This window comes from Pseudomonas sp. YQ_5 (genome assembly GCF_043103305.1).
GTDB lineage: Bacteria > Pseudomonadota > Gammaproteobacteria > Pseudomonadales > Pseudomonadaceae > Aquipseudomonas > Aquipseudomonas putida_Y.
Genome location: NZ_JBICJS010000017.1, coordinates 59996 through 78437, shown reverse-complemented (window position 1 = coordinate 78437; position 18442 = coordinate 59996). Strand labels below are relative to the sequence as shown.

The window sequence follows — 18442 nt, the reverse complement described above, 5'->3', positions numbered from 1 at the left end:
TTATTCCTGGGGGGAGTTGCGCGCGCCCGCCTTTGCGCATGCCGCGATATCGCGTCGTACAAACAAGGCGGTCGCGTGCGCCTGTCACAGGCATAACTGGCCCGAAACAAACGTAGGAGCGAGCGCAGCTCGCGATGCGCCGCGCGGGCGGCGCTCGCTCTATGCACCACCCCAGAACTCACGTAAGGCATCTCTTGCCCGCACCTCGCCAGGCGCGGGGGGGCGCTGAACATTCTTGGCTACACTCAGCTCGACCCCCGTGCATCGGGCGCGGAGCCAAGGAGACCACTCCATGAAAGTGCTGCAAATCCCATTACTGGCGCTGGCGGTGTTGTTCAGTGCCCAAGGTTTCGCTGCCAATACCGCGCAGCAGGAAAAGATGAAAACCTGCAACGCCGACGCCACCGCCAAGGCCCTCAAGGGCGATGAACGCAAAGCGTTCATGAGCACCTGCCTGAAAAAGAATGTGCCACAAACCCAGCAAGAGAAAATGAAGACCTGCAATGCTGACGCTACCACCAAAGCCCTGAAGGGGGACGAGCGCAAGGCCTTCATGAGCGATTGCCTGAAGAAGAAATGACCTGCGCCTATGCCTGCGCCGCCAAGGCTGGCAGACTGCGGCATTCCCGCTGTCTGCCGTCGAGGCTGTATGACCTTTACCCCCCGTCAGATCACCCTGGCCAGCCTGATCATCGTCATGGCCGGTCTGCTGCTGGCTTTGCCCCTGAAGTTGCTGCCCAGTCTGTTGGCCGGTTTGCTGGTGTTCGAACTGGTCAACATGCTGACTCCGCGCCTGCAACCGTTGCTTGCAGGTCAACGCGCGCGCTGGCTGGCCGTGGCGCTGCTCGGCACTTTGGTGGTCAGCACCCTGACACTGCTGATTGCCGGTGCCTTCAGCTTCCTGCTGCACGAGGCGGAAAACCCCGGTGCTTCGCTGGACAAGTTCATGTCCTTGGTCGAGCGAGCCCGCAGCCAGTTGCCCCCCTTCATCGAAGGCTACCTGCCTGCCAGTGCCGCAGAGTTCAAGGTGGCCATCGGCGACTGGATCAAGAGCCACCTGAGCGATTTGCAGCTGGTGGGCAAGGGCATGGCGCACATGTTCGTGACGATGCTGATTGGCATGATCCTCGGCGCTATCATCGCTTTGCAGCGCATTCCCGATATTTCCCGGCGCAAGCCCCTGGCGGCGGCGCTGTTCGAGCGTCTTAGCCTGCTGGTGAAGGCGTTTCGCAACATCGTGTTCGCGCAGATCAAGATCTCGATGCTCAACACGATCTTCACCGGCATTTTCTTGGCCGTGGTGATGCCACTGTTCGACGTGCACCTGCCGTTGACCAAGACGCTGATCGTGCTGACCTTCCTGCTGGGCCTGCTGCCGGTGATCGGCAACCTGATGTCCAATACCTTGATCACCATCGTCGGCCTGTCGCTGTCGATCTGGGTGGCGGCGGCTGCGCTGGGTTACCTGGTCGTTATCCACAAGGTCGAGTACTTCCTCAACGCGCGGATCGTGGGTGGGCAGATCAGTGCCAAGGCATGGGAATTGCTGCTGGCGATGCTGGTATTCGAGGCGGCGTTCGGGCTACCCGGTGTCGTGGCGGGGCCCATCTACTATGCCTATCTGAAGAGTGAGCTGAAGCGGGCGGAGCTGGTTTGATCATGTATTGGCCTGTACCGGCGTGTTCGCTGGTACAGGCTAAACAAACAAATCAGGCAGCGCCGTAACGCTTGCGCGCCTCGATAGCCAGCCCGCTACCAATGCTGCCAAAGATGTTGCCTTCTACATGCCGCGCATTCGGCAGCATCGCCGAAACACTGTTGCGCAGCGCTGGAATGCCGCTGGAACCACCCGTGAAGAACACCGTATCGACCTGGCCTTCGCTTACCCCAGCCTTGGCCAGCAGTTCGCTCACGCTACCGCGCACGCGCTCCAGCAAGCCTTCGATCGCCTCTTCGAACAGCGCGCGGGTCAGTTCCGCGGTCAGCTCGGGCTCGACGCGGCGCAGGTCGATGTGGCGGCTGTCACGCTCGGTCAGCTCGATCTTGCTGGCTTCCACTTCCATCGCCAGCCAGTGCCCGGCGCGTTGCTCGATCAATTTGAACAGGCGATCGATGCCGAAGCTGTCCTCGATGTCATAACGCATGCTGCCCAGCGCCAACTGCGATTTCTGCGAGTACAAGGCGTTGATGGTGTGCCAGGTGGCCAGGTTGAGGTGGTAGCTGGTCGGCATCAGCGCACCGCTCTTCATGCGGCTGCCGTAGCCAAACAACGGCATCACGCCCTGAAGGCTCAGTTGCTTGTCGAAGTCGGTACCGCCAATGTGCACACCGCCGGTGGCGAGGATGTCACTTTGGCGCTCGGCGACCAGGTGGCGCTCGGGCGACAGGCGGATCAGGGTGAAGTCCGAGGTACCACCGCCGATGTCGACGATCAGCACCAGCTCTTCGCGGCTGATGCTCGACTCATAGTCGAAGGCCGCGGCAATCGGCTCGTACTGGAACGACACGTCCTTGAAGCCGATTTTGCGCGCCACCTCGGCCAAGGTGTCCTCGGCCTCCTGGTCGGCAGCCGGGTCTTCGTCGACGAAGAACACCGGGCGGCCCAGCACCACCTGGTCGAATTCACGGCCAGCGGCTGCTTCAGCGCGCTTCTTGAGCTCGCCGATGAACATGCCCAGCAGGTCCTTGAACGGCAAGGCGCTGCCCAGCACGCTGGTGTCGTGCTTGATCAGCTTCGAGCCCAGCAGGCTTTTCAGCGAGCGCATCAGGCGGCCTTCGTAGCCTTCCAGGTACTCGTGCAGCGCCAGGCGGCCATACACCGGGCGCCGCTCTTCGATATTGAAGAACACCACCGAGGGCAAGGTGATCTTGCCGTCTTCCAGGGCAATCAGCGACTCGACGCCAGGCCGGTGCCAGCCGACCGTGGAGTTGGAGGTGCCAAAGTCGATGCCCAGGGCGCGGGCCGGGGATACGTCAGACATGGGAAATGGGCTTCCGGAGGCAAAACGGCCGCGCAGTGTATGCCAGTTGGCTACAGAATCAAGACCAGTCGTCTGCCTTGAGACAAACCCAAGTCGGTCTTGAAAGGCTATGCTTGACCCCTATCTTCAGTTGCAACATGCACATTCACATTGGTGATCCATAAATGGACTTCAAAGACTATTACAAGATACTCGGCGTAGAGCCCACTGCGGACGACAAGGCGATCAAGGCCGCTTACCGCAAACTGGCGCGCAAGTATCACCCCGATGTCAGCAAGGAGCGCGACGCCGAAGAAAAATTCAAGGAGGCCAACGAGGCCTATGAGGTGCTGGGCGACGCGCAGAAACGTGCCGAGTTCGACGAAATTCGCAAGTACGGCGGCCAGCATGGCCGGCCGTTCCAGGCACCGCCGGGTTGGGAAAACCGTGGCGGTGGCGGCGGCTTCGAAGGCGGCGACTTCTCCGACTTCTTCAGCTCGATCTTCGGTGGGCGCAGTGCTGGTGGCAACCCCTTCGGTGGCGCCCGGCAGCAGCAACGCAGTGCCGGCAGGCGGGGGCAGGACGTGGAGCTTGAACTGGCAGTATTCCTTGAAGAGACCCTGAGCAAGGAGTCCAAGCAGATCAGCTTCCAGGTGCCGCAGACCAATGCCATGGGCCAGCGCACCGGCTTCACCACCAAGACCTTGAACGTGAGGATTCCGGCCGGGGTGACCGACGGCGAGCGCATCCGCCTCAAGGGCCAGGGCGCGCCGGGCAGCGGTGGCGGGGCCAACGGTGACCTGTTCCTGACCATCCGCATGGCACCCCACCCGCTGTTCGATGTCGAAGGTCATGACCTGATCATCACTGTGCCGTTGGCACCGTGGGAGGCGGCCCTGGGCGCCAAGGTGGCGGTTCCGACCCTGGATGGCAAGATCAACCTGACCATCCGCCCTGACAGCCAGAGCGGCCAGCGCCTGCGTGTACCGGGCAAGGGCCTGGCGAACAAGCAGGGAGAGCGCGGCAACCTTTATGCGCAGCTCAAAGTGGTGATGCCACCCGCGTCGGACGAATCTGCCCGCGAACTCTGGACCAAGCTTTCCGAGAAAGCTGCGTTCAACCCGAGGACACAATGGAGTAAGTGATCATGAGCAGCACCCTGATCGTTCAACTGGACATGCGTACCCTGTGTCAGGAAGCCGATGTCACGGCTGAATGCGTGATCGAAATTGTCGAGCACGGCATTGTCGAACCTTCCGGGCGAACGCCGGAGGACTGGCTGTTTGACGATCAGGCGCCGCTGGTGGCCAAACGAGCGGTGAAGCTGCACCAGGAGCTGGAACTGGAGTGGGAAGGGGTGGCGCTGGCGCTGGAACTGTTGCAGGAAGTGCAGCAGTTGCGCAGTGAGAACAGCATGCTGAAGCAGCGGCTGGGCCGGTTTATCCAGATGTAGGCTCCCTTGCCGACATCTGTGGGGGCGACACAAGGCCGCTCCCACAATGGACCGCATTTCAGGCCGGTTCGGCGCCCGGATTCAGCACCAGCTGCATGAAGGTCAGATCCAGCCAGCGGCCAAACTTTACCCCCACCTGCGGCATCTGGCCGGTCACCACGAAGCCCAGCCGCTCGTGCAGGCGCACCGACGCTGCATTGCCACGCTCGATCGCTGCCACCATCACATGCTTGCCACACCCGCGCGCGCGCTCGACCAGCGCCGCCATCAACACCGGCCCGAGCCCTTTGCCACGCTGGTCACTGCGGACGTACACCGAGTGCTCAACGGTCAGGCGAAAGCCCTCGAACGGCCGCCAGTCGCCGAACGAGGCATACCCCAGTACGCCCGTCTCATCTGTTGCTACCAAAATCGGGTAGCCCTGCTGCGCCCGCGCTTCAAACCAGGCCTGGCGGTTGCCGAGGTCTACCGGGTTTTCGTTCCAGATCGCCGTGGTGTTGAGCACCGCGTCGTTGTAGATATCGAGTATGCCTGGCACATCGGTGGGCAGGGCATCGCGGATTTCGTAGCTCATGACAGCGTCTCGCAAGGTCGTTGCTCGCAGATTAAATGGTTACCAGCCCGCGTACACCTTCGGCTTGCATGTTTTCGCCGCGACCGCGCTGGATGATTTCGCCGCGGGCCATGACCAGGTACTGGTCAGCCAGTGCTTCGGCGAAGTCGTAGAACTGCTCCACCAGCAAAATTGCCATGTCGCCACGCTCGGCCAGGCGGCGGATGACCGCTCCGATCTCCTTGATCACCGACGGCTGGATGCCTTCGGTCGGCTCGTCGAGAATCAGCAGGCGCGGGCGGCTGGCCAGGGCGCGGCCGATGGCCAGCTGTTGCTGCTGGCCGCCAGAGAGGTCGCCACCACGGCGCTGCTTCATCTGCTCCAGCACAGGGAACAGTTCGTAGATGAAGGCCGGTACCTCGCGGGCTTCGCGGGCGGAGAAGCGCGACAGGCCCATCAGCAGGTTTTCCTCGACGGTGAGGCGCGGGAAGATTTCGCGGCCCTGGGGCACGTAGGCGATGCCGGCCTGCACCCGTTGCTGTGGTTTGAACGCGGTGATCGGCTTGCCTTCCCATTCGATGCTGCCGTCGCGGGCGGGCACCAGGCCCATCAGGCAGCGCAGCAAGGTGGTCTTGCCCACGCCGTTACGGCCCAGCAGGCAGGTCACTTCGCCGACCTTGGCTTCGAAGGACAGGCCACGCAGGATGTGGCTGCCGCCGTAGTACTGGTGCAGGGTGTCGATCTTGAGCATGTGAGAGTTCCTGAAAGGGATGCTGTGCCTGTGCCCGCCTTTTCGCTACAGGAGGCGTAATGCCATGGGGCGGTTCCCGTTGTAGGAGCGGGCTTGCCCGCGAAGAGGCCGGCACAGGCGCCAAAAATTCAAATCCGGTCAGCGGCCCAGATACACCTCGACCACCCGCTCATCCGCCTGCACCTGCTCCAGCGAGCCTTCCGCCAGCACGCTCCCCTGGTGCAGCACGGTCACATGGTCGGCAATGCTGCCGACAAAGCCCATGTCATGCTCCACCACCATCAGCGAATGCTTGCCGGCCAGGCCCTTGAACAGCTCAGCGGTAAACTCGGTCTCGGCATCGGTCATGCCGGCTACCGGTTCATCCAGCAGCAGCAGTTGCGGCTCCTGCACCAGCAGCATGCCGATCTCCAGAAACTGCTTCTGCCCGTGCGACAGCAAGCCGGCCTGGCGCTGGGCCAGCGGCAGCAGGCGCAAGGTGGCCAGCACTTCCTCGATGCGCTGGCGCTGGTCACCGCTAAGGCGCGCCGCCAGGCTGGCCCATACCGACTTGTCGGTCTTCAGCGCCAGTTCCAGGTTCTCGAATACGGTCAGCGCCTCGAACACTGTGGGCTTCTGGAACTTGCGGCCAATGCCGGCCTGGGCGATCTGGTATTCGCTCATGCGGGTCAGGTCGAGGGTATCGCCGAAGTAAGCCGTGCCGCTGTTGGGACGAGTCTTGCCGGTGATTACGTCCATCATCGTGGTCTTGCCGGCGCCGTTGGGGCCGATGATGCAGCGCAGCTCGCCCACCCCGATGTACAGGTTCAGCGTGTTGAGCGCCTTGAAACCATCGAAGCTGACGCTGATGTCTTCCAGGCTCAGCACCGTACCGTGGCGGGTGTCGAGGCCGGCCTTGCGGCTGTGGCCCAGGCCAATCGCATCGCGCCCGGCACCGAGGTTGTCGAATACCGGTTCCAGCATGAATTCCGGGTGGACTGGGGGCACGCCTCTCATGGCTGGCTCCTTTTCTTCAACAGGCCGACCACGCCCTTGGGCAGGTACAGGGTGACGAGGATGAACAACGCACCGAGGAAGAACAGCCAGAACTCGGGGAAGGCCACGGTGAACCAGCTTTTCATGCCATTGACCAGGCCGGCACCGAGCAGCGGGCCGATCAGCGTGCCGCGCCCGCCCAAGGCTACCCAGACGGCGGCTTCGATCGAGTTGGTCGGCGACATCTCGCTGGGGTTGATGATGCCCACCTGCGGCACGTACAGCGCACCGGCCAGGCCGCACAGCACGGCGCTCAGTACCCATACCAGCAGCTTGAAGCCGCGCGGGTCGTAGCCACAGAACATCATGCGGTTTTCAGCGTCACGCACGGCGGTGAGCAGGCGGCCGAACTTGCTGCGGGTCAGGCGCCAGCACAGGTACAGGCTGGCCAGCAGCAGGGCCACGGTCAGCAGGAACAACACCGCGCGGGTGCCTTGGGCCGCAATGTCGAAGCCGAGGATGGTGCGGAAGCTGGTGAAGCCGTTGTTACCGCCGAAGCCGGTTTCGTTGCGGAAGAACAGCAGCATGCCGGCAAAGGTCAGGGCCTGGGTCATGATCGAGAAGTACACGCCCTTGATCCGCGAGCGGAAGGCGAACCAGCCGAACACCAGCGCCAGCAGCCCGGGCGCCAGCACCACCAGGCACAGGGCCCAGGCGAAATGCTGGGTACCGGCCCAGTACCAAGGCAGCTCGGTCCACGACAGAAAGGCCATGAACCCGGGCAGGCCGTCGCCGGCTGCCTGCCGCATCAGGTACATGCCCATGGCATAGCCGCCCAAGGCGAAGAACAGGCCATGGCCCAGCGACAGCAGCCCGGCATAGCCCCAGACCAGGTCCAGGGCCAGGGCGACGATGGCGTAGCAGAGAATCTTGCCGACCAGGGTCAGGGTGTAGGCCGACACCTGCAGGGCGTGGTCTGCCGGCAGCAGTGAGCACAGTGGCAAGGCCACCAGCAGCAGGACGACGACGGCACCGATGGCAAGGGTCAGGCGCGGGCCGGCCTTTTGCGTAGCAGTGACAAGCAGTGGCTGGTTCATCAGTCGATTACCCGTCCCTTGAGGGCGAACAGGCCTTGCGGGCGTTTCTGGATGAACAGAATGATCAACGCAAGGATGAGGATCTTGCCGAGTACGGCACCGATCTGCGGCTCCAGCAGCTTGTTGGCGATGCCCAGGCCGAACGCGGCCCAGAGGCTACCGGCCAGCTGCCCGACGCCGCCGAGCACCACCACCAGGAACGAGTCGATGATGTAGCTTTGGCCCAGGTCCGGGCCGACATTGCCCACCTGGCTCAAGGCCACGCCGCCGAGCCCGGCGATACCCGAGCCAAGGCCAAAGGCGAGCATGTCGACGCGCCCGGTGGACACGCCGCAGCAGGCGGCCATGTTGCGGTTCTGGGTGACTGCGCGCACGTTCAGGCCCAACCGGGTACGGTTGAGCAGCAGCCAGGTGAGCAGCACCACGGCCAGGGCGAAGCCGATGATGACCAGGCGGTTGTACGGCAGCACCAGGTTGGGCAGCAGCTGGATGCCACCGGACAGCCAGGCCGGGTTGCTCACCTCGACGTTCTGCGCACCGAAAAGCAGGCGGATGGCCTGGATCAGGATCAGGCTGATGCCCCAGGTGGCCAGCAGGGTTTCCAGTGGGCGGCCGTACAGGTGGCGGATCACCGTGCGCTCTAGCGCCATGCCTACCCCGGCACTGACAGCAAACGCCACCGGCAGTGCAATCAGCGGGTAGAACTCGATGGCGCCTGGGGCGAAACGCTGCAGCAGTACCTGGACCATGTAGGTGCTGTAGGCGCCGAGCATCAACATTTCGCCATGGGCCATGTTGATCACCCCGAGCAGGCCGAAGGTGATCGCAAGGCCCAGCGCTGCCAGCAGCAGGACCGAACCCAGCGACAGGCCGCTGAAGGCCTGGCCGAGCAGTTCGCCTACCAGCAGTTTGCGTTTGACCTGGGCCAGGCTCGTTTCGGCGGCTGTACGCACGCCCGGGTCGCGTTCCGCATCGGGCTGCAGCAGGGCTTCGAGGCGGGTGCGGGCCAGCGGGTCGCCGGTTTCACCCAGCAGGCGCACGGCGGCCAGGCGTACCGCAGGCTCGCTGGCGCCCAGTTGCAGGTTGGCCAGTGCCAAGCCGAGGGCGGCCTGCACGGCGGCGTCCGGCTCGCTGGCGAAGCGCCGGTCAAGGAAGGCCATTTGCGCGGGTTTTGCGGTTTTTTGCAGTTGTTGTGCGGCGCCCAGGCGGGTGTCGCTGTTGTCGCTGAGCAACTGATGGCTAGCCAGGGCGTTGTTGATCAGGCCGCGCAGGCGGTTGTTCAGGCGTACCTTGCGCGTGTCATCGATGGCGATGCGGCCCTGGCGCAGGTTTTCCAGTAGCGGCAGGCGCGCGGCATCGGGTTGCGCCGCCCAGCCTTCGAGCAGGCGGGCTTGCTCGGCGGGCTTGGCGGTGAGAAAGAATTCACCCTCGCTGGCGTGGGTTGCCAAGGGCATTAGCAGGAGAAGTGTGAGCAGGAGTCTGAGCATGCGGGCAATCCTGGAAATCGGTGTTGGATTCTTCGCGGGTGAACCCGCTCCTACAGGGATTTCACCGGTCCAGAGGGCAGTGGGGATCCTGTGGGAGCGGGCAAGCCCGCGAATGGGCTGCAAAGCAGCCCCATGCACTCAGTTACCTTTCACGGCGTAATCTGGCCGCTTGTCATTGCCCGGAATGAACGGGCTCCATGGCTGCGCGCGCAGTGGCTGCTCGGTTTCCCACACCACGCTGAACTGCCCGTCATCCTGAATCTCGCCGATCATCACCGGCTTGTGCAGGTGGTGGTTGGTCTTGTCCATGGTCAGGGTGAAGCCCGACGGTGCCTCGAAGCTCTGCCCGGCAAGCGCTTCACGCACCTTGTCGACGTCGGTGGACTTGGCTTTTTCCACCGCTTGCGCCCACATGTGGATGCCTACGTAGGTGGCTTCCATGGGGTCGTTGGTCACGGCCTTGTCGGCACCCGGCAGGCCCTTGGCCTTGGCGTAGGCCTTCCAGTCGGCGACAAATTTCTGGTTGACCGGGTTATCCACCGATTCGAAGTAGTTCCATGCCGCCAGATGGCCCACCAGCGGTTTGGTGTCGATGCCGCGCAGTTCCTCCTCGCCCACCGAGAAGGCCACCACCGGCACGTCGGTGGCCTTCAGGCCCTGGTTGGCCAGTTCCTTGTAGAACGGCACGTTGGAGTCACCATTGACTGTGGAAATGACCGCGGTCTTGCCGCCGGCGGAGAACTTTTTGATGCTGGCGACAATGGTCTGGTAATCAGCGTGACCAAACGGCGTGTACACCTCTTCGATGTCCTTGTCGGCCACGCCTTTGCTGTGCAGGAATGCGCGCAGGATCTTGTTGGTGGTGCGCGGGTAGACGTAGTCGGTGCCCAACAGGAAGAAGCGCTTGGCGCTGCCGCCGTCCTCGCTCATCAGGTATTCCACGGCCGGGATGGCCTGCTGGTTCGGGGCGGCGCCCGTGTAGAACACGTTCGGCGACATTTCTTCGCCCTCGTACTGCACCGGGTAGAACAGCAGGCCGTTGAGTTCTTCGAACACCGGCAGAACGGACTTGCGCGACACGGAGGTCCAGCAGCCGAACACCACGGCCACTTTGTCCTGGGTCAGCAGTTGGCGGCTCTTTTCAGCGAACAGCGGCCAGTTGGAAGCCGGGTCGACCACCACCGGTTCCAGCATCTTGCCGTTCACGCCACCCTTGGCGTTGATCTGCTCGATGGTCATCAGCGCCATGTCCTTGAGCGATGTCTCGGAAATGGCCATGGTCCCGGAAAGCGAATGCAGGATACCGACCTTGATGGTCTCGGCGGCCTGGATACTCCAGCTCAGGCCCATCGCCGCGATCGATGCGCTGAGGGTAAGGGCCTTGATCAGACTGCGACGCTTCATGTGCTCTCTCCGCTGAGTTTTTTATGGTGTTGGGCAAGCGGGGAGGGCGTTGCAAGGGGTGTGCCTAGTGGAGAAAGGTGCGGGATAGAGCGGTTGTGCGAGGTGTTGGGGCGTTGGTTGGATCCAGGTTGGTGCCTGATGGATTTGTGTGCACAGGATTGGGGCCGCGGTGCGGCCCATCGCGACACAAGGCTGTTCCCACAGCGGACGGCGTACACCGTTGCCTTCGTGGGAACAGCCCCCGAGGCGATCAGCCGTTATGCACAGCCGTGCGGGGATGGCGCCTGCTGCGTACGAGCTGGTAGGTCACCGCCAGCACGACAAACCAGATCGGTGTCACCACCAGTGCTGAACGCGTATCCGCTTCCAGGCTCAGCAACACCAGGATGAACGCAAAGAACGACAGGCACACGTAGCACATGAAGCGCCCGCCCGGCATCTTGTAGTTCGACGCCTGATGCAGCGCCGCGCGGTCTTTGCGGTACTTCAGGTATGACAGCAGGATCAGCGTCCACACGAACATGAACAGCACCGCCGAGACGGTGGTGACCAGGGTGAACGCCTCGACCACGTTCGGTACTAGGTAAATCAGCACCGCACCGAGCAACAGGCAGGTGCACGAGAAGTACAGGCCGTTGGCCGGCACCGAACGGCTCGACAGTTTTTCGAAGGCCTTGGGCGCGTCACCTTCCTGCGACAGACCGTAGAGCATGCGGCTGGTGGAGAACACGCCGCTGTTGGCCGACGAGGCCGCCGAGGTCAGCACCACGAAGTTGATGATGCTCGCCGCCGCTGGCAGGCCTGCCAGCACGAACAACTCAACGAACGGGCTCTTGCCTGGCACCACGTCGCGCCACGGGGTTACGGCCATGATCGCGATCAGCGCCAGCACATAGAACACGATGATACGGATCGGGATCGAGTTGATCGCCCGCGGCAGGGTGCGTTCCGGGTTCTTCGCTTCGGCGGCGGTGGTACCCACCAGCTCGATGCCGACGAAGGCGAACACGGCGATCTGGAAACCGGCGAAGAAGCCCATCAGGCCATGGGGGAACATGCCGCCGTCATTCCACAGATTGGCCAACTGGGCGGTGCGCCCGCTGGGCGAGGTGAAGCCGGTGATGACCATGTACAGGCCGGTGGCGACCAGGCCGAGGATGGCAACGATCTTGACCAGGGCAAACCAGAACTCCAGTTCGCCGAACATTTTTACGGTTACCAGGTTCAGCGACAGTAGCAAGCCTACGCAGGTCAGCGCCGGAATCCACTGCGGCAGGTCGGGGAACCAGAACTGCGTGTAGGCGGCGATCGCGACCACGTCGGCAATGCCGGTGACCACCCAGCAGAACCAGTAGGTCCAGCCGGTAAAGTAGCCGGCCCAGGGGCCGAGCAGGTCCGCGGAAAAGTCGATGAACGATTTGTAGTTCAGGTTCGACAGCAGCAGTTCGCCCATGGCGCGCATGACGAAGAACAGCATGAAGCCGATAATCATGTAGACGAAGATGATCGATGGCCCGGCCAGGCTGATGGTCTTGCCTGAGCCCATGAACAGACCGGTACCGATCGCGCCGCCGATGGCGATCAGCTGGATGTGGCGGTTGGTCAGGTTGCGTTGCAGGTGCTGTTCATCGGGTGGAGTTGGTGAAGTTGCGGTCATAAGCTGCATTCCCTTGAAAATCGCCGGCTAGGCTAACACGGGCGTTCCAGTTCGAGATCGTGACAGATCGACACGTTTTTTGGATGGCAGCGGTGCCCCGCAGCATCAAGCCGACATATTCGCCGGCCTCTTCGCGGGTTTATCCTCGAAGAGGCCAGTACAGGCATTACAAAACTCAGGCGCTGGCCATCTCCCGGCGGCGTTTCACCACCAGGCTATCCACTCCCCACATCACCACCATCGACATCCCCACCAGCGGGAACATCACCCCCAGCACCAGCATCACTGCCACCGCCGCCTTCCAGCGCGGGAGGTCATGGCGCAAAGGCGGTACGCCCAGGCCACCTTCAGGCCGGCGCTTCCACCACATCACCAGCCCGCTCACCGAACCCAGCAGGATCATCAGGCACACCAGCAGGATGATGATCTGGTTCAGCGCCCCGAACATCTTGCCTTCGTGCAGCATCACGCCCAGCTCGGTGGCGCGGGCAACCGGGCTGTAGTCATGCCAGCGCACATCGGCCAGAACCTTGCCGGTGTATTGGTCGACATGCAGGGTGGCGTCGTTGCGCGGGTCGTCGGCGAACACGGCAATGGTGAACACGCCGTCGGCAGTGGTGGGCAGAGTAATGCTGTAGCCCGGCTCGACCTGACGCGAAGTGGCAATGTCTTCGACTTGCTGCAAGCTCACCAGGGGCGCTGCGGGCATGTCCGACATCATGTGGTGCCCGGCATGCTCAGCGTGTGCACCGGACTGCGGCATCGGCGTGTTTTCCATGGCCCAGGGCACAGTCTGACGGTGCGCGCTGTTCAGTTCACGCGCCTGCTGGTCCGACTTGGGCACGTCGTTCCACATGGCTGCCGGGAAGCGGTTCCACAAATCAGCGTACTGCTTGCCCCACAGGCCGGTCCAGGTCATGCCGCTGAGCAGCATCAACAACAGCAAGGCAGAACCCCAGAAGCCGGTTACCGCGTGCAGGTCACGCCACAGCAGCCGGCCGCGTGCCGACAGCCGCGGCCAAAGCACGCCGGCGCCATTGCGCCCGCGCGGCCACCACAGGTACAGGCCCGATACCACCAGCACGATGCCCCAGCCCGCAGCCAGTTCCACCAGCCGGTCGCCGACCGTGCCGACCATCAGTTCGCCGTGCAGGGCGCGGGCGACGGCCTGCAGGTTCTGCTTGCCGTCCTGCTCACCGAGGACCTTGCCGCTGTATGGGTCGACGAACACGTTCAGTTCACGCCCGCCGTCCTGCACCACGAACTGCGCACTACGCTCTGCATTCAGTGGCGGCAGGTATTGGCTGATGTGGCCCTTGGGGTAGGCCTGGCGCACTTCAGCCAGCATCATGTCTGCGCCCTGGCGGTGGTGGCCGGCCTCGACCACCATCAGGTCGCGGTACAGCAGCGGGTCGAGCTGGGGCTTGAACAGGTAGATGATCCCGGTGATTGCCAGCAGGATCATGAATGGGGCCACGAACAGCCCCGCATAGAAATGCCAACGCCAGGCCAGGTTATAGAATGAGACGCGTGTTCCTCTCATGGGAACCTCCTTTTTGACCAGCTGAGGGGCGCAACCGAAGCTGCGCCCGTTGTTGTCAGAAGCTGAAGTCGACCTTGGTCCAGAAGGTCCTGCCTGGCTCGTTGACCGGCTGTGGATCTGTAGCCGGGTAGCCAAACCCGGCGTTCCCGGCCAGGTTCAAGTGCTCGGCGTAGGTTTTGTCGAACAGGTTGTCGACCCCTGCGCTGAGCTTGAGGTTGTTGTTCACCTTGTAGGCGCCGTTCAGGGAGAACACGCCGAAGCCGGCGCTCTTGTCGTAGTCCTTGCCAACGACGTTCCCTTGGTTTTCGGCAATGCGGTTTTGCGCCGCCACCAACCGCCACAGTGCGCCGACGCTCCACACATCGCGGCTGTACGTCAGGCCCATGCGGCTTTCCAGGGGAGGCATTTGAGGTAGCGCTTTGCCATCGCTGCTGTTCTTGCCCCAAGCGTAGGCAAGCGTGGCGTCGGCCTTCCAGTTTTCAGTCAGCTGGTAGGCGGCGCCCAGTTCGCCACCCATGATGCGGGCGTCGATGTTCTGCGCCTGCGAGGTGCTCATGCCCATCATGCCAGTGCGATAGTCGAACAGGATGTAGTCGCGAACCTGCCCGACATAGCCCGAAGCCCAGGCCTCCAGGCGTTCAGTGCGGTACTGGATGCCGAAGTCGAGCTGGGTGGTTTTTTCTGGCTTGATGCCGTCGAAGGCGTTGGCCGAGCCGGGTGGTGCCAGCTTGGGTGAGAACAGCTCCCAGTAGTCGGGGAAGCGCTGGGCATGGCCGAGGCCGATGTAGGTGGTGGCCGGGATGGCTGCCAGGTCGTGCTCGTAACGGATGAAGCCGCTTGGCAGGGTATCGGCGCGGGTGTCGCCTTCGGTGGCGCTGTTTTTGCGGAAGTCACGCGCCGAGGCGCGGTCCAGACGGGCGCCGGTAATCAAGCGGTCCTCACCGCTGACGTACCAGGTCAGTTCGCTGAAGGCGCCGTAGTTGTGGAAGTCGGCGTCCTTGGTCCAGGCCTGGCCCTTGTGTGCGTCCACACCCATACCGCCACGCTGTCGATGTTCATTGGTTTGCGCGTCGATGCCGCTGATCAGCTGCACGTCGGCCCAGCGCCAGGTGGCTTTGATGCGTGCCCCCATGGTGCGGCGGTCGACGTTGCTGACCATCGGCATGCCCATCATGCCGGTGCCCGACGGTGTGCGCAGGCTGTAGTTGTCCATCACATGGTCGGCGTAGTTGTAGTAGACCTGCGCCTCGACCTTGTCGAGCACCTCGCCGAGGTTGGATTTCTCAAAGCGCAGGCCCAGGCTTTCGCGCTTGAACTGCGAGCCGTCCATACCGCGCCCGGCGTAGCGGGCTTCGCCATCACCCTTGCCGGCAGTCAGCTCCAGCAAGGTGTCCTGGTCGGGTGTCCAACCGAGGGCGACATCGCCGTTCCACTTGTCCCAGCGCGACGGCACGGTGTCGTTGTTGCCGTCGTGGTAGTCATCCGAACGTGACTGGTTGCCGACGAAGCGGGCGTAGGCCTGACTGTTGCCGGCCGCGGCATCCAGCACCTTGTCGAAGCGGCCGTTGGAGCCGGCCAGCAGGCTTGCGTTGACGCGGCTGCCGAGGGTGCCGAATTTCTCCGGTTCGCGCTCGAAGAGGATGGTGCCTGCCGAGCCGCCGGGGCCCCAGATGACGCTCTGCGGGCCTTTGATCACGGTCAGGCGGTCATAGGTTTCTGGCGAAATATAGGACGTGGGCGCGTCCATGCGATTGGGGCAGGCCCCAAGCATCAGGCCTCCGTTGGTGAGGATGTTCAGACGCGAGCCGAACATGCCGCGCAATACCGGGTCGCCGTTGGTACCGCCGGCACGGATTGCCGAGAAGCCGGGGATGGTCTTCAGGTAGTCGGCCCCGTCGCTGGCCGGCACTGGCTGGCGCGGGTCTTTCGGGTTGGTGACCACGGTCAGCGGCGAACTCGGGGCCACGGCGGTGATCACCGTCGGGCTTAACTCGGGTGCGTCGTGCACATGGCCTTCATGGCCAGGTTCGGCGGCCAGGGCCATGGGTGCGAGCAGCGAGCCGCACAGGGCGGCGATGGTCCCACGCAGGGACAAGGCAAAAACAGGGGTGCAGCCGGACATAATGATTCCAGTCGATCAGTCATGAGTTAGCGCGAAGCCTCCCGGCTTCGTGCGCAAAATGTGGTTTCAGACGTTGATCGAAGAAGGCGGGGCGCGGCTGCGCGCACCAGGGAATACAGCCTGCCGGGCATGGCCCTGGTGCGTTGGCGCAAGCAGGTGGCTGGTGGGGACGATGCTGCCGGCGCTGAGCGGGCTGAGGGTCTGGGGCAGGGCCGGGCAGTTGAACAACAGGCTGCAGTAACCGCACTTTTCCCACATCACATGCAGCTGGCCATCGCCGCCGTGGCCGTGATGGGTGTCACCGCCATGCTGATGGGCAGCCGCCATCGGCATGTCCATCGGCATGTCCATCGGCATGTTCATGCCCGCGTGGTGGTCCATCGGCATCGACTGGGAAATCAGCGGGCCGATGAAGATCATCCACATGGCGAACAGGCTCAGCCATCCGCCACCGGCGCGCCTGAATTCAGGGCGGGTGGTACGGCCGATGCGGTTGCGCGGCAGGCTCATGGCGAGTGCCTGTCAGCAGGTGTCAGTGTGCGTGTTCGTGGGCTTGCGACTGGTCCGCCGGCGCCTGCTTCTGCACGGCCACTTCGACGGTGATATCGCCGGCCTTTTCGAAGTGCAGGGTCAACGGGAAGCGCTTGCCGTCGCTGAGCAGGCTACGGTCCTTGGGCTGCATCAGCATCACGTGGTACGCGCCGGGGGCAAAGGTCAGGTCCTTGCCGGCAGGCACTACCACGCTGGGCACCTGTTGCATCTTCATGGCGCCGCTGGCGCTCATGGCATGCTCGTGCAGTTGCGCGTCATCGCTGATGGGGCTGTCTACGCTGAGCAGGCGGTCATCGGCCTGGCCATTGTTGTGCACCACGAAATATGCGGCGACGTTGGGCGCGTTGGGTGGTAGTTGCAGCGACCACGGGTGGGCAATATGCAGGTCACCCACGCTGTATTCGTGGGCGTTGGCAAAGGCGCCAGGCAGCAGCAGGGCGGCCATGACGAGGGCGTGCTTGAGCATGGTGAATCTCCGTTTCCGTTCTGGTTCAGGCAGACAGCGTGATGAACTCAGGTTAGCGGAGAGGCACGAGGGTTTAGCCCAGGCCAGAGCTGGCGCGGCGTAGGCTGGTACTTTGCAGGTGGCGGCAGCAGCCCGCCGAGCAGTGTCGGCGGGTTGTGCAACTGTGGCGGGTAGCTGGGCAGGGCCAGCAGCGGCACGGCACCGGAGCAGCACCAGCAGTTCATCATGCCGGCGCTGGCATCACTTTGCGGGCCGAGGTCGATCTTGGCCAAGGCCTGGACGTCGACGTTGGCCTTGTTGGCCATGCTGGAACAGAAAGCCCCCCACAGCAGCTGCTCGGCCGGGCCCTTGGGCGCAGCAGAGGACAGCGGCATGGCCAGCAGGTTGAACAGCACTGCAAGGCAGGCTATCCAGGCAATGTGCCGACGTGGGGGCATGGAGAGATCCGGTCAGGAATCGTGGTGGCTATTGTACGGCGGAGTATAGGTAAAAATGCCGGGGTGCGGTGAAGTGACGCAGGGGCCGGGTGTCGGGGCTGCGCAGCCGCCCCTGGCATGCTCAAACCTTGCCACGCCCCATCAACCCACGCACGGTCTCCTGCAGGTCCGCGGGTAACACCACCACCTTGGCATTGCTGCTGCCCGCCAGGTTCTCCATCGCGCCCACATAGCGCTCGCCCAGCAGGTACATGGCCGGTACGGTCTCGTTGCCCACCGCTTCCTTCACCAGCGATATCGCCCGCGCCGAGGCCTCGGCCAGGCTGATCTGTGCCTCGGCATCCAGCCTGGCCGCCTGCAGGCGCGCTTCTGCTTCGAGGATTGCTGCCTGCTTGGCCCCTTCGGCGCGGGTGACGTCGGCCTTGCGCTCACGCTCGGCCGCGGCCTGGCGTTCCATGGCCAGTTGCATGTTTTCCGAAGGTTTGATGTCTTGAATTTCCACCGAGCGCACGGTCACGCCCCAGTCTTCGGTCTGCTCGGACATTGCATCGCGCAGGCGGGCCTTGATCTGCTCGCGGCTGGACAGCGCCTCGTCGAGGTCCATTGCACCGACGATGGCGCGCAGCGAGGTCATGGTCAGGCTGGTGACGGCGAACGAGAAGTCCTGCACGCCATACGAGGCTTTCTGCGGGTCGACTACCTTGGCGAAACACAGGGCATTGGCGACGATTACCGCGTTGTCCTTGGTGATGATTTCCTGCTGCTGCACATCGAGGATGATGTCCTTGGTCGGCAGGCGGTAGGCGACCACGTCCATGTAGGGGATGACAATGTTGAGGCCCGGCTTGAGGGTGCTGTTGTAGCGGCCCAGGCGTTCGACGATCCACTCCTCGCCCTGGGGCACGATGCGCACCCCCTTGAACACGGTGATCAGGACGAACAGGGCGATGGCGCTGACGACGATGAGGCTGGTCATGCTGCAAAA

18 protein-coding genes are annotated in these 18442 nt (G+C 63.3%); 4 read left to right on the top strand and 14 right to left on the bottom strand.

What is annotated here, in order from left to right; genetic code table 11:
* The first annotated feature begins 292 nt into the window (after positions 1-292).
* Both ACF8EA_RS03250 and ACF8EA_RS03245 read left to right on the top strand, forming a co-directional pair.
* Entirely contained in the window at positions 293-580 is a 288-nt protein-coding gene (locus ACF8EA_RS03250) for a PsiF family protein (RefSeq protein WP_028697875.1), read from the top strand.
* A gap of 69 nt (positions 581-649) precedes the next feature.
* The gene (locus ACF8EA_RS03245; RefSeq protein WP_392521098.1) at positions 650-1657 is read left to right on the top strand and encodes an AI-2E family transporter; all 1008 of its coding nucleotides are present in this window, start codon (positions 650-652) and stop codon (positions 1655-1657) included.
* A gap of 52 nt (positions 1658-1709) precedes the next feature.
* Here ACF8EA_RS03245 and ACF8EA_RS03240 read toward each other — a convergent pair whose 3' ends face one another.
* Complete coding sequence (locus ACF8EA_RS03240) at positions 1710-2981, bottom strand: Hsp70 family protein (RefSeq protein WP_053870444.1); 1272 nt, start codon at positions 2979-2981, stop codon at positions 1710-1712.
* 164 nt (positions 2982-3145) lie between these two features.
* On the opposite strand from ACF8EA_RS03240, the gene cbpA reads away from it, so the two are divergent.
* Both cbpA and ACF8EA_RS03230 read left to right on the top strand, forming a co-directional pair.
* Positions 3146-4105, top strand: a complete 960-nt coding sequence (gene cbpA / locus ACF8EA_RS03235) for a curved DNA-binding protein (RefSeq protein WP_019437188.1) — start codon at positions 3146-3148, stop codon at positions 4103-4105.
* A 2-nt stretch (positions 4106-4107) separates the two neighbouring features.
* Positions 4108-4413 carry a chaperone modulator CbpM gene (locus tag ACF8EA_RS03230; protein WP_021784432.1) on the top strand — a complete coding sequence of 102 codons (306 nt, stop codon included), beginning with the start codon at positions 4108-4110 and terminating at the stop codon, positions 4411-4413.
* A gap of 58 nt (positions 4414-4471) precedes the next feature.
* On the opposite strand, the gene ACF8EA_RS03225 is transcribed toward ACF8EA_RS03230, so the two are convergent.
* From ACF8EA_RS03225 to ACF8EA_RS03165, 13 genes are all read right to left on the bottom strand, one after another.
* The gene (locus ACF8EA_RS03225) at positions 4472-4987 is read right to left on the bottom strand and encodes a GNAT family N-acetyltransferase (RefSeq protein ID WP_103469636.1); all 516 of its coding nucleotides are present in this window, start codon (positions 4985-4987) and stop codon (positions 4472-4474) included.
* 31 nt (positions 4988-5018) lie between these two features.
* Positions 5019-5717, bottom strand: coding sequence for an urea ABC transporter ATP-binding subunit UrtE (gene urtE / locus ACF8EA_RS03220; RefSeq protein ID WP_392471538.1), 699 nt, complete (start codon positions 5715-5717; stop codon positions 5019-5021).
* 138 nt (positions 5718-5855) lie between these two features.
* A complete protein-coding gene (gene urtD / locus ACF8EA_RS03215; protein WP_392521097.1) occupies positions 5856-6713 on the bottom strand; it encodes an urea ABC transporter ATP-binding protein UrtD in 858 nt (285 codons plus the stop codon).
* Complete coding sequence (urtC, locus tag ACF8EA_RS03210; RefSeq protein WP_021784429.1) at positions 6710-7789, bottom strand: urea ABC transporter permease subunit UrtC; 1080 nt, start codon at positions 7787-7789, stop codon at positions 6710-6712. Before urtC ends, urtD begins: the two co-directional genes overlap by 4 nt.
* Positions 7789-9276: an urea ABC transporter permease subunit UrtB gene (urtB, locus tag ACF8EA_RS03205; RefSeq protein ID WP_392521096.1), complete on the bottom strand. Its 1488-nt coding sequence runs from the start codon at positions 9274-9276 to the stop codon at positions 7789-7791. The genes urtC and urtB overlap by 1 nt, the downstream gene beginning before the upstream one ends.
* A 138-nt stretch (positions 9277-9414) precedes the next feature.
* On the bottom strand, positions 9415-10680 hold the full coding sequence (gene urtA / locus ACF8EA_RS03200) for an urea ABC transporter substrate-binding protein (protein ID WP_003249642.1): 1266 nt from the start codon (positions 10678-10680) through the stop codon (positions 9415-9417).
* Positions 10681-10930: 250 nt separating this feature from the next.
* Positions 10931-12337 (bottom strand): D-serine/D-alanine/glycine transporter, encoded by a 1407-nt coding sequence (cycA, locus tag ACF8EA_RS03195; protein WP_392521095.1) that lies wholly within the window; start codon positions 12335-12337, stop codon positions 10931-10933.
* 175 nt (positions 12338-12512) lie between these two features.
* On the bottom strand, positions 12513-13880 hold the full coding sequence (locus tag ACF8EA_RS03190) for a PepSY-associated TM helix domain-containing protein (RefSeq protein WP_392521094.1): 1368 nt from the start codon (positions 13878-13880) through the stop codon (positions 12513-12515).
* Between the two features lie 55 nt (positions 13881-13935).
* Entirely contained in the window at positions 13936-16002 is a 2067-nt protein-coding gene (locus tag ACF8EA_RS03185; protein ID WP_392521093.1) for a TonB-dependent copper receptor, read from the bottom strand.
* 66 nt (positions 16003-16068) lie between these two features.
* Complete coding sequence (locus tag ACF8EA_RS03180; protein ID WP_392521092.1) at positions 16069-16512, bottom strand: DUF2946 domain-containing protein; 444 nt, start codon at positions 16510-16512, stop codon at positions 16069-16071.
* 22 nt (positions 16513-16534) lie between these two features.
* Positions 16535-17020 (bottom strand): copper chaperone PCu(A)C, encoded by a 486-nt coding sequence (locus ACF8EA_RS03175; protein ID WP_021784423.1) that lies wholly within the window; start codon positions 17018-17020, stop codon positions 16535-16537.
* 47 nt (positions 17021-17067) lie between these two features.
* Positions 17068-17457 (bottom strand): DUF2946 domain-containing protein, encoded by a 390-nt coding sequence (locus ACF8EA_RS03170; protein ID WP_021784422.1) that lies wholly within the window; start codon positions 17455-17457, stop codon positions 17068-17070.
* 121 nt (positions 17458-17578) lie between these two features.
* The gene (locus tag ACF8EA_RS03165; RefSeq protein ID WP_392521091.1) at positions 17579-18433 is read right to left on the bottom strand and encodes an SPFH domain-containing protein; all 855 of its coding nucleotides are present in this window, start codon (positions 18431-18433) and stop codon (positions 17579-17581) included.
* Between the last annotated feature and the right edge of the window lie 9 nt (positions 18434-18442).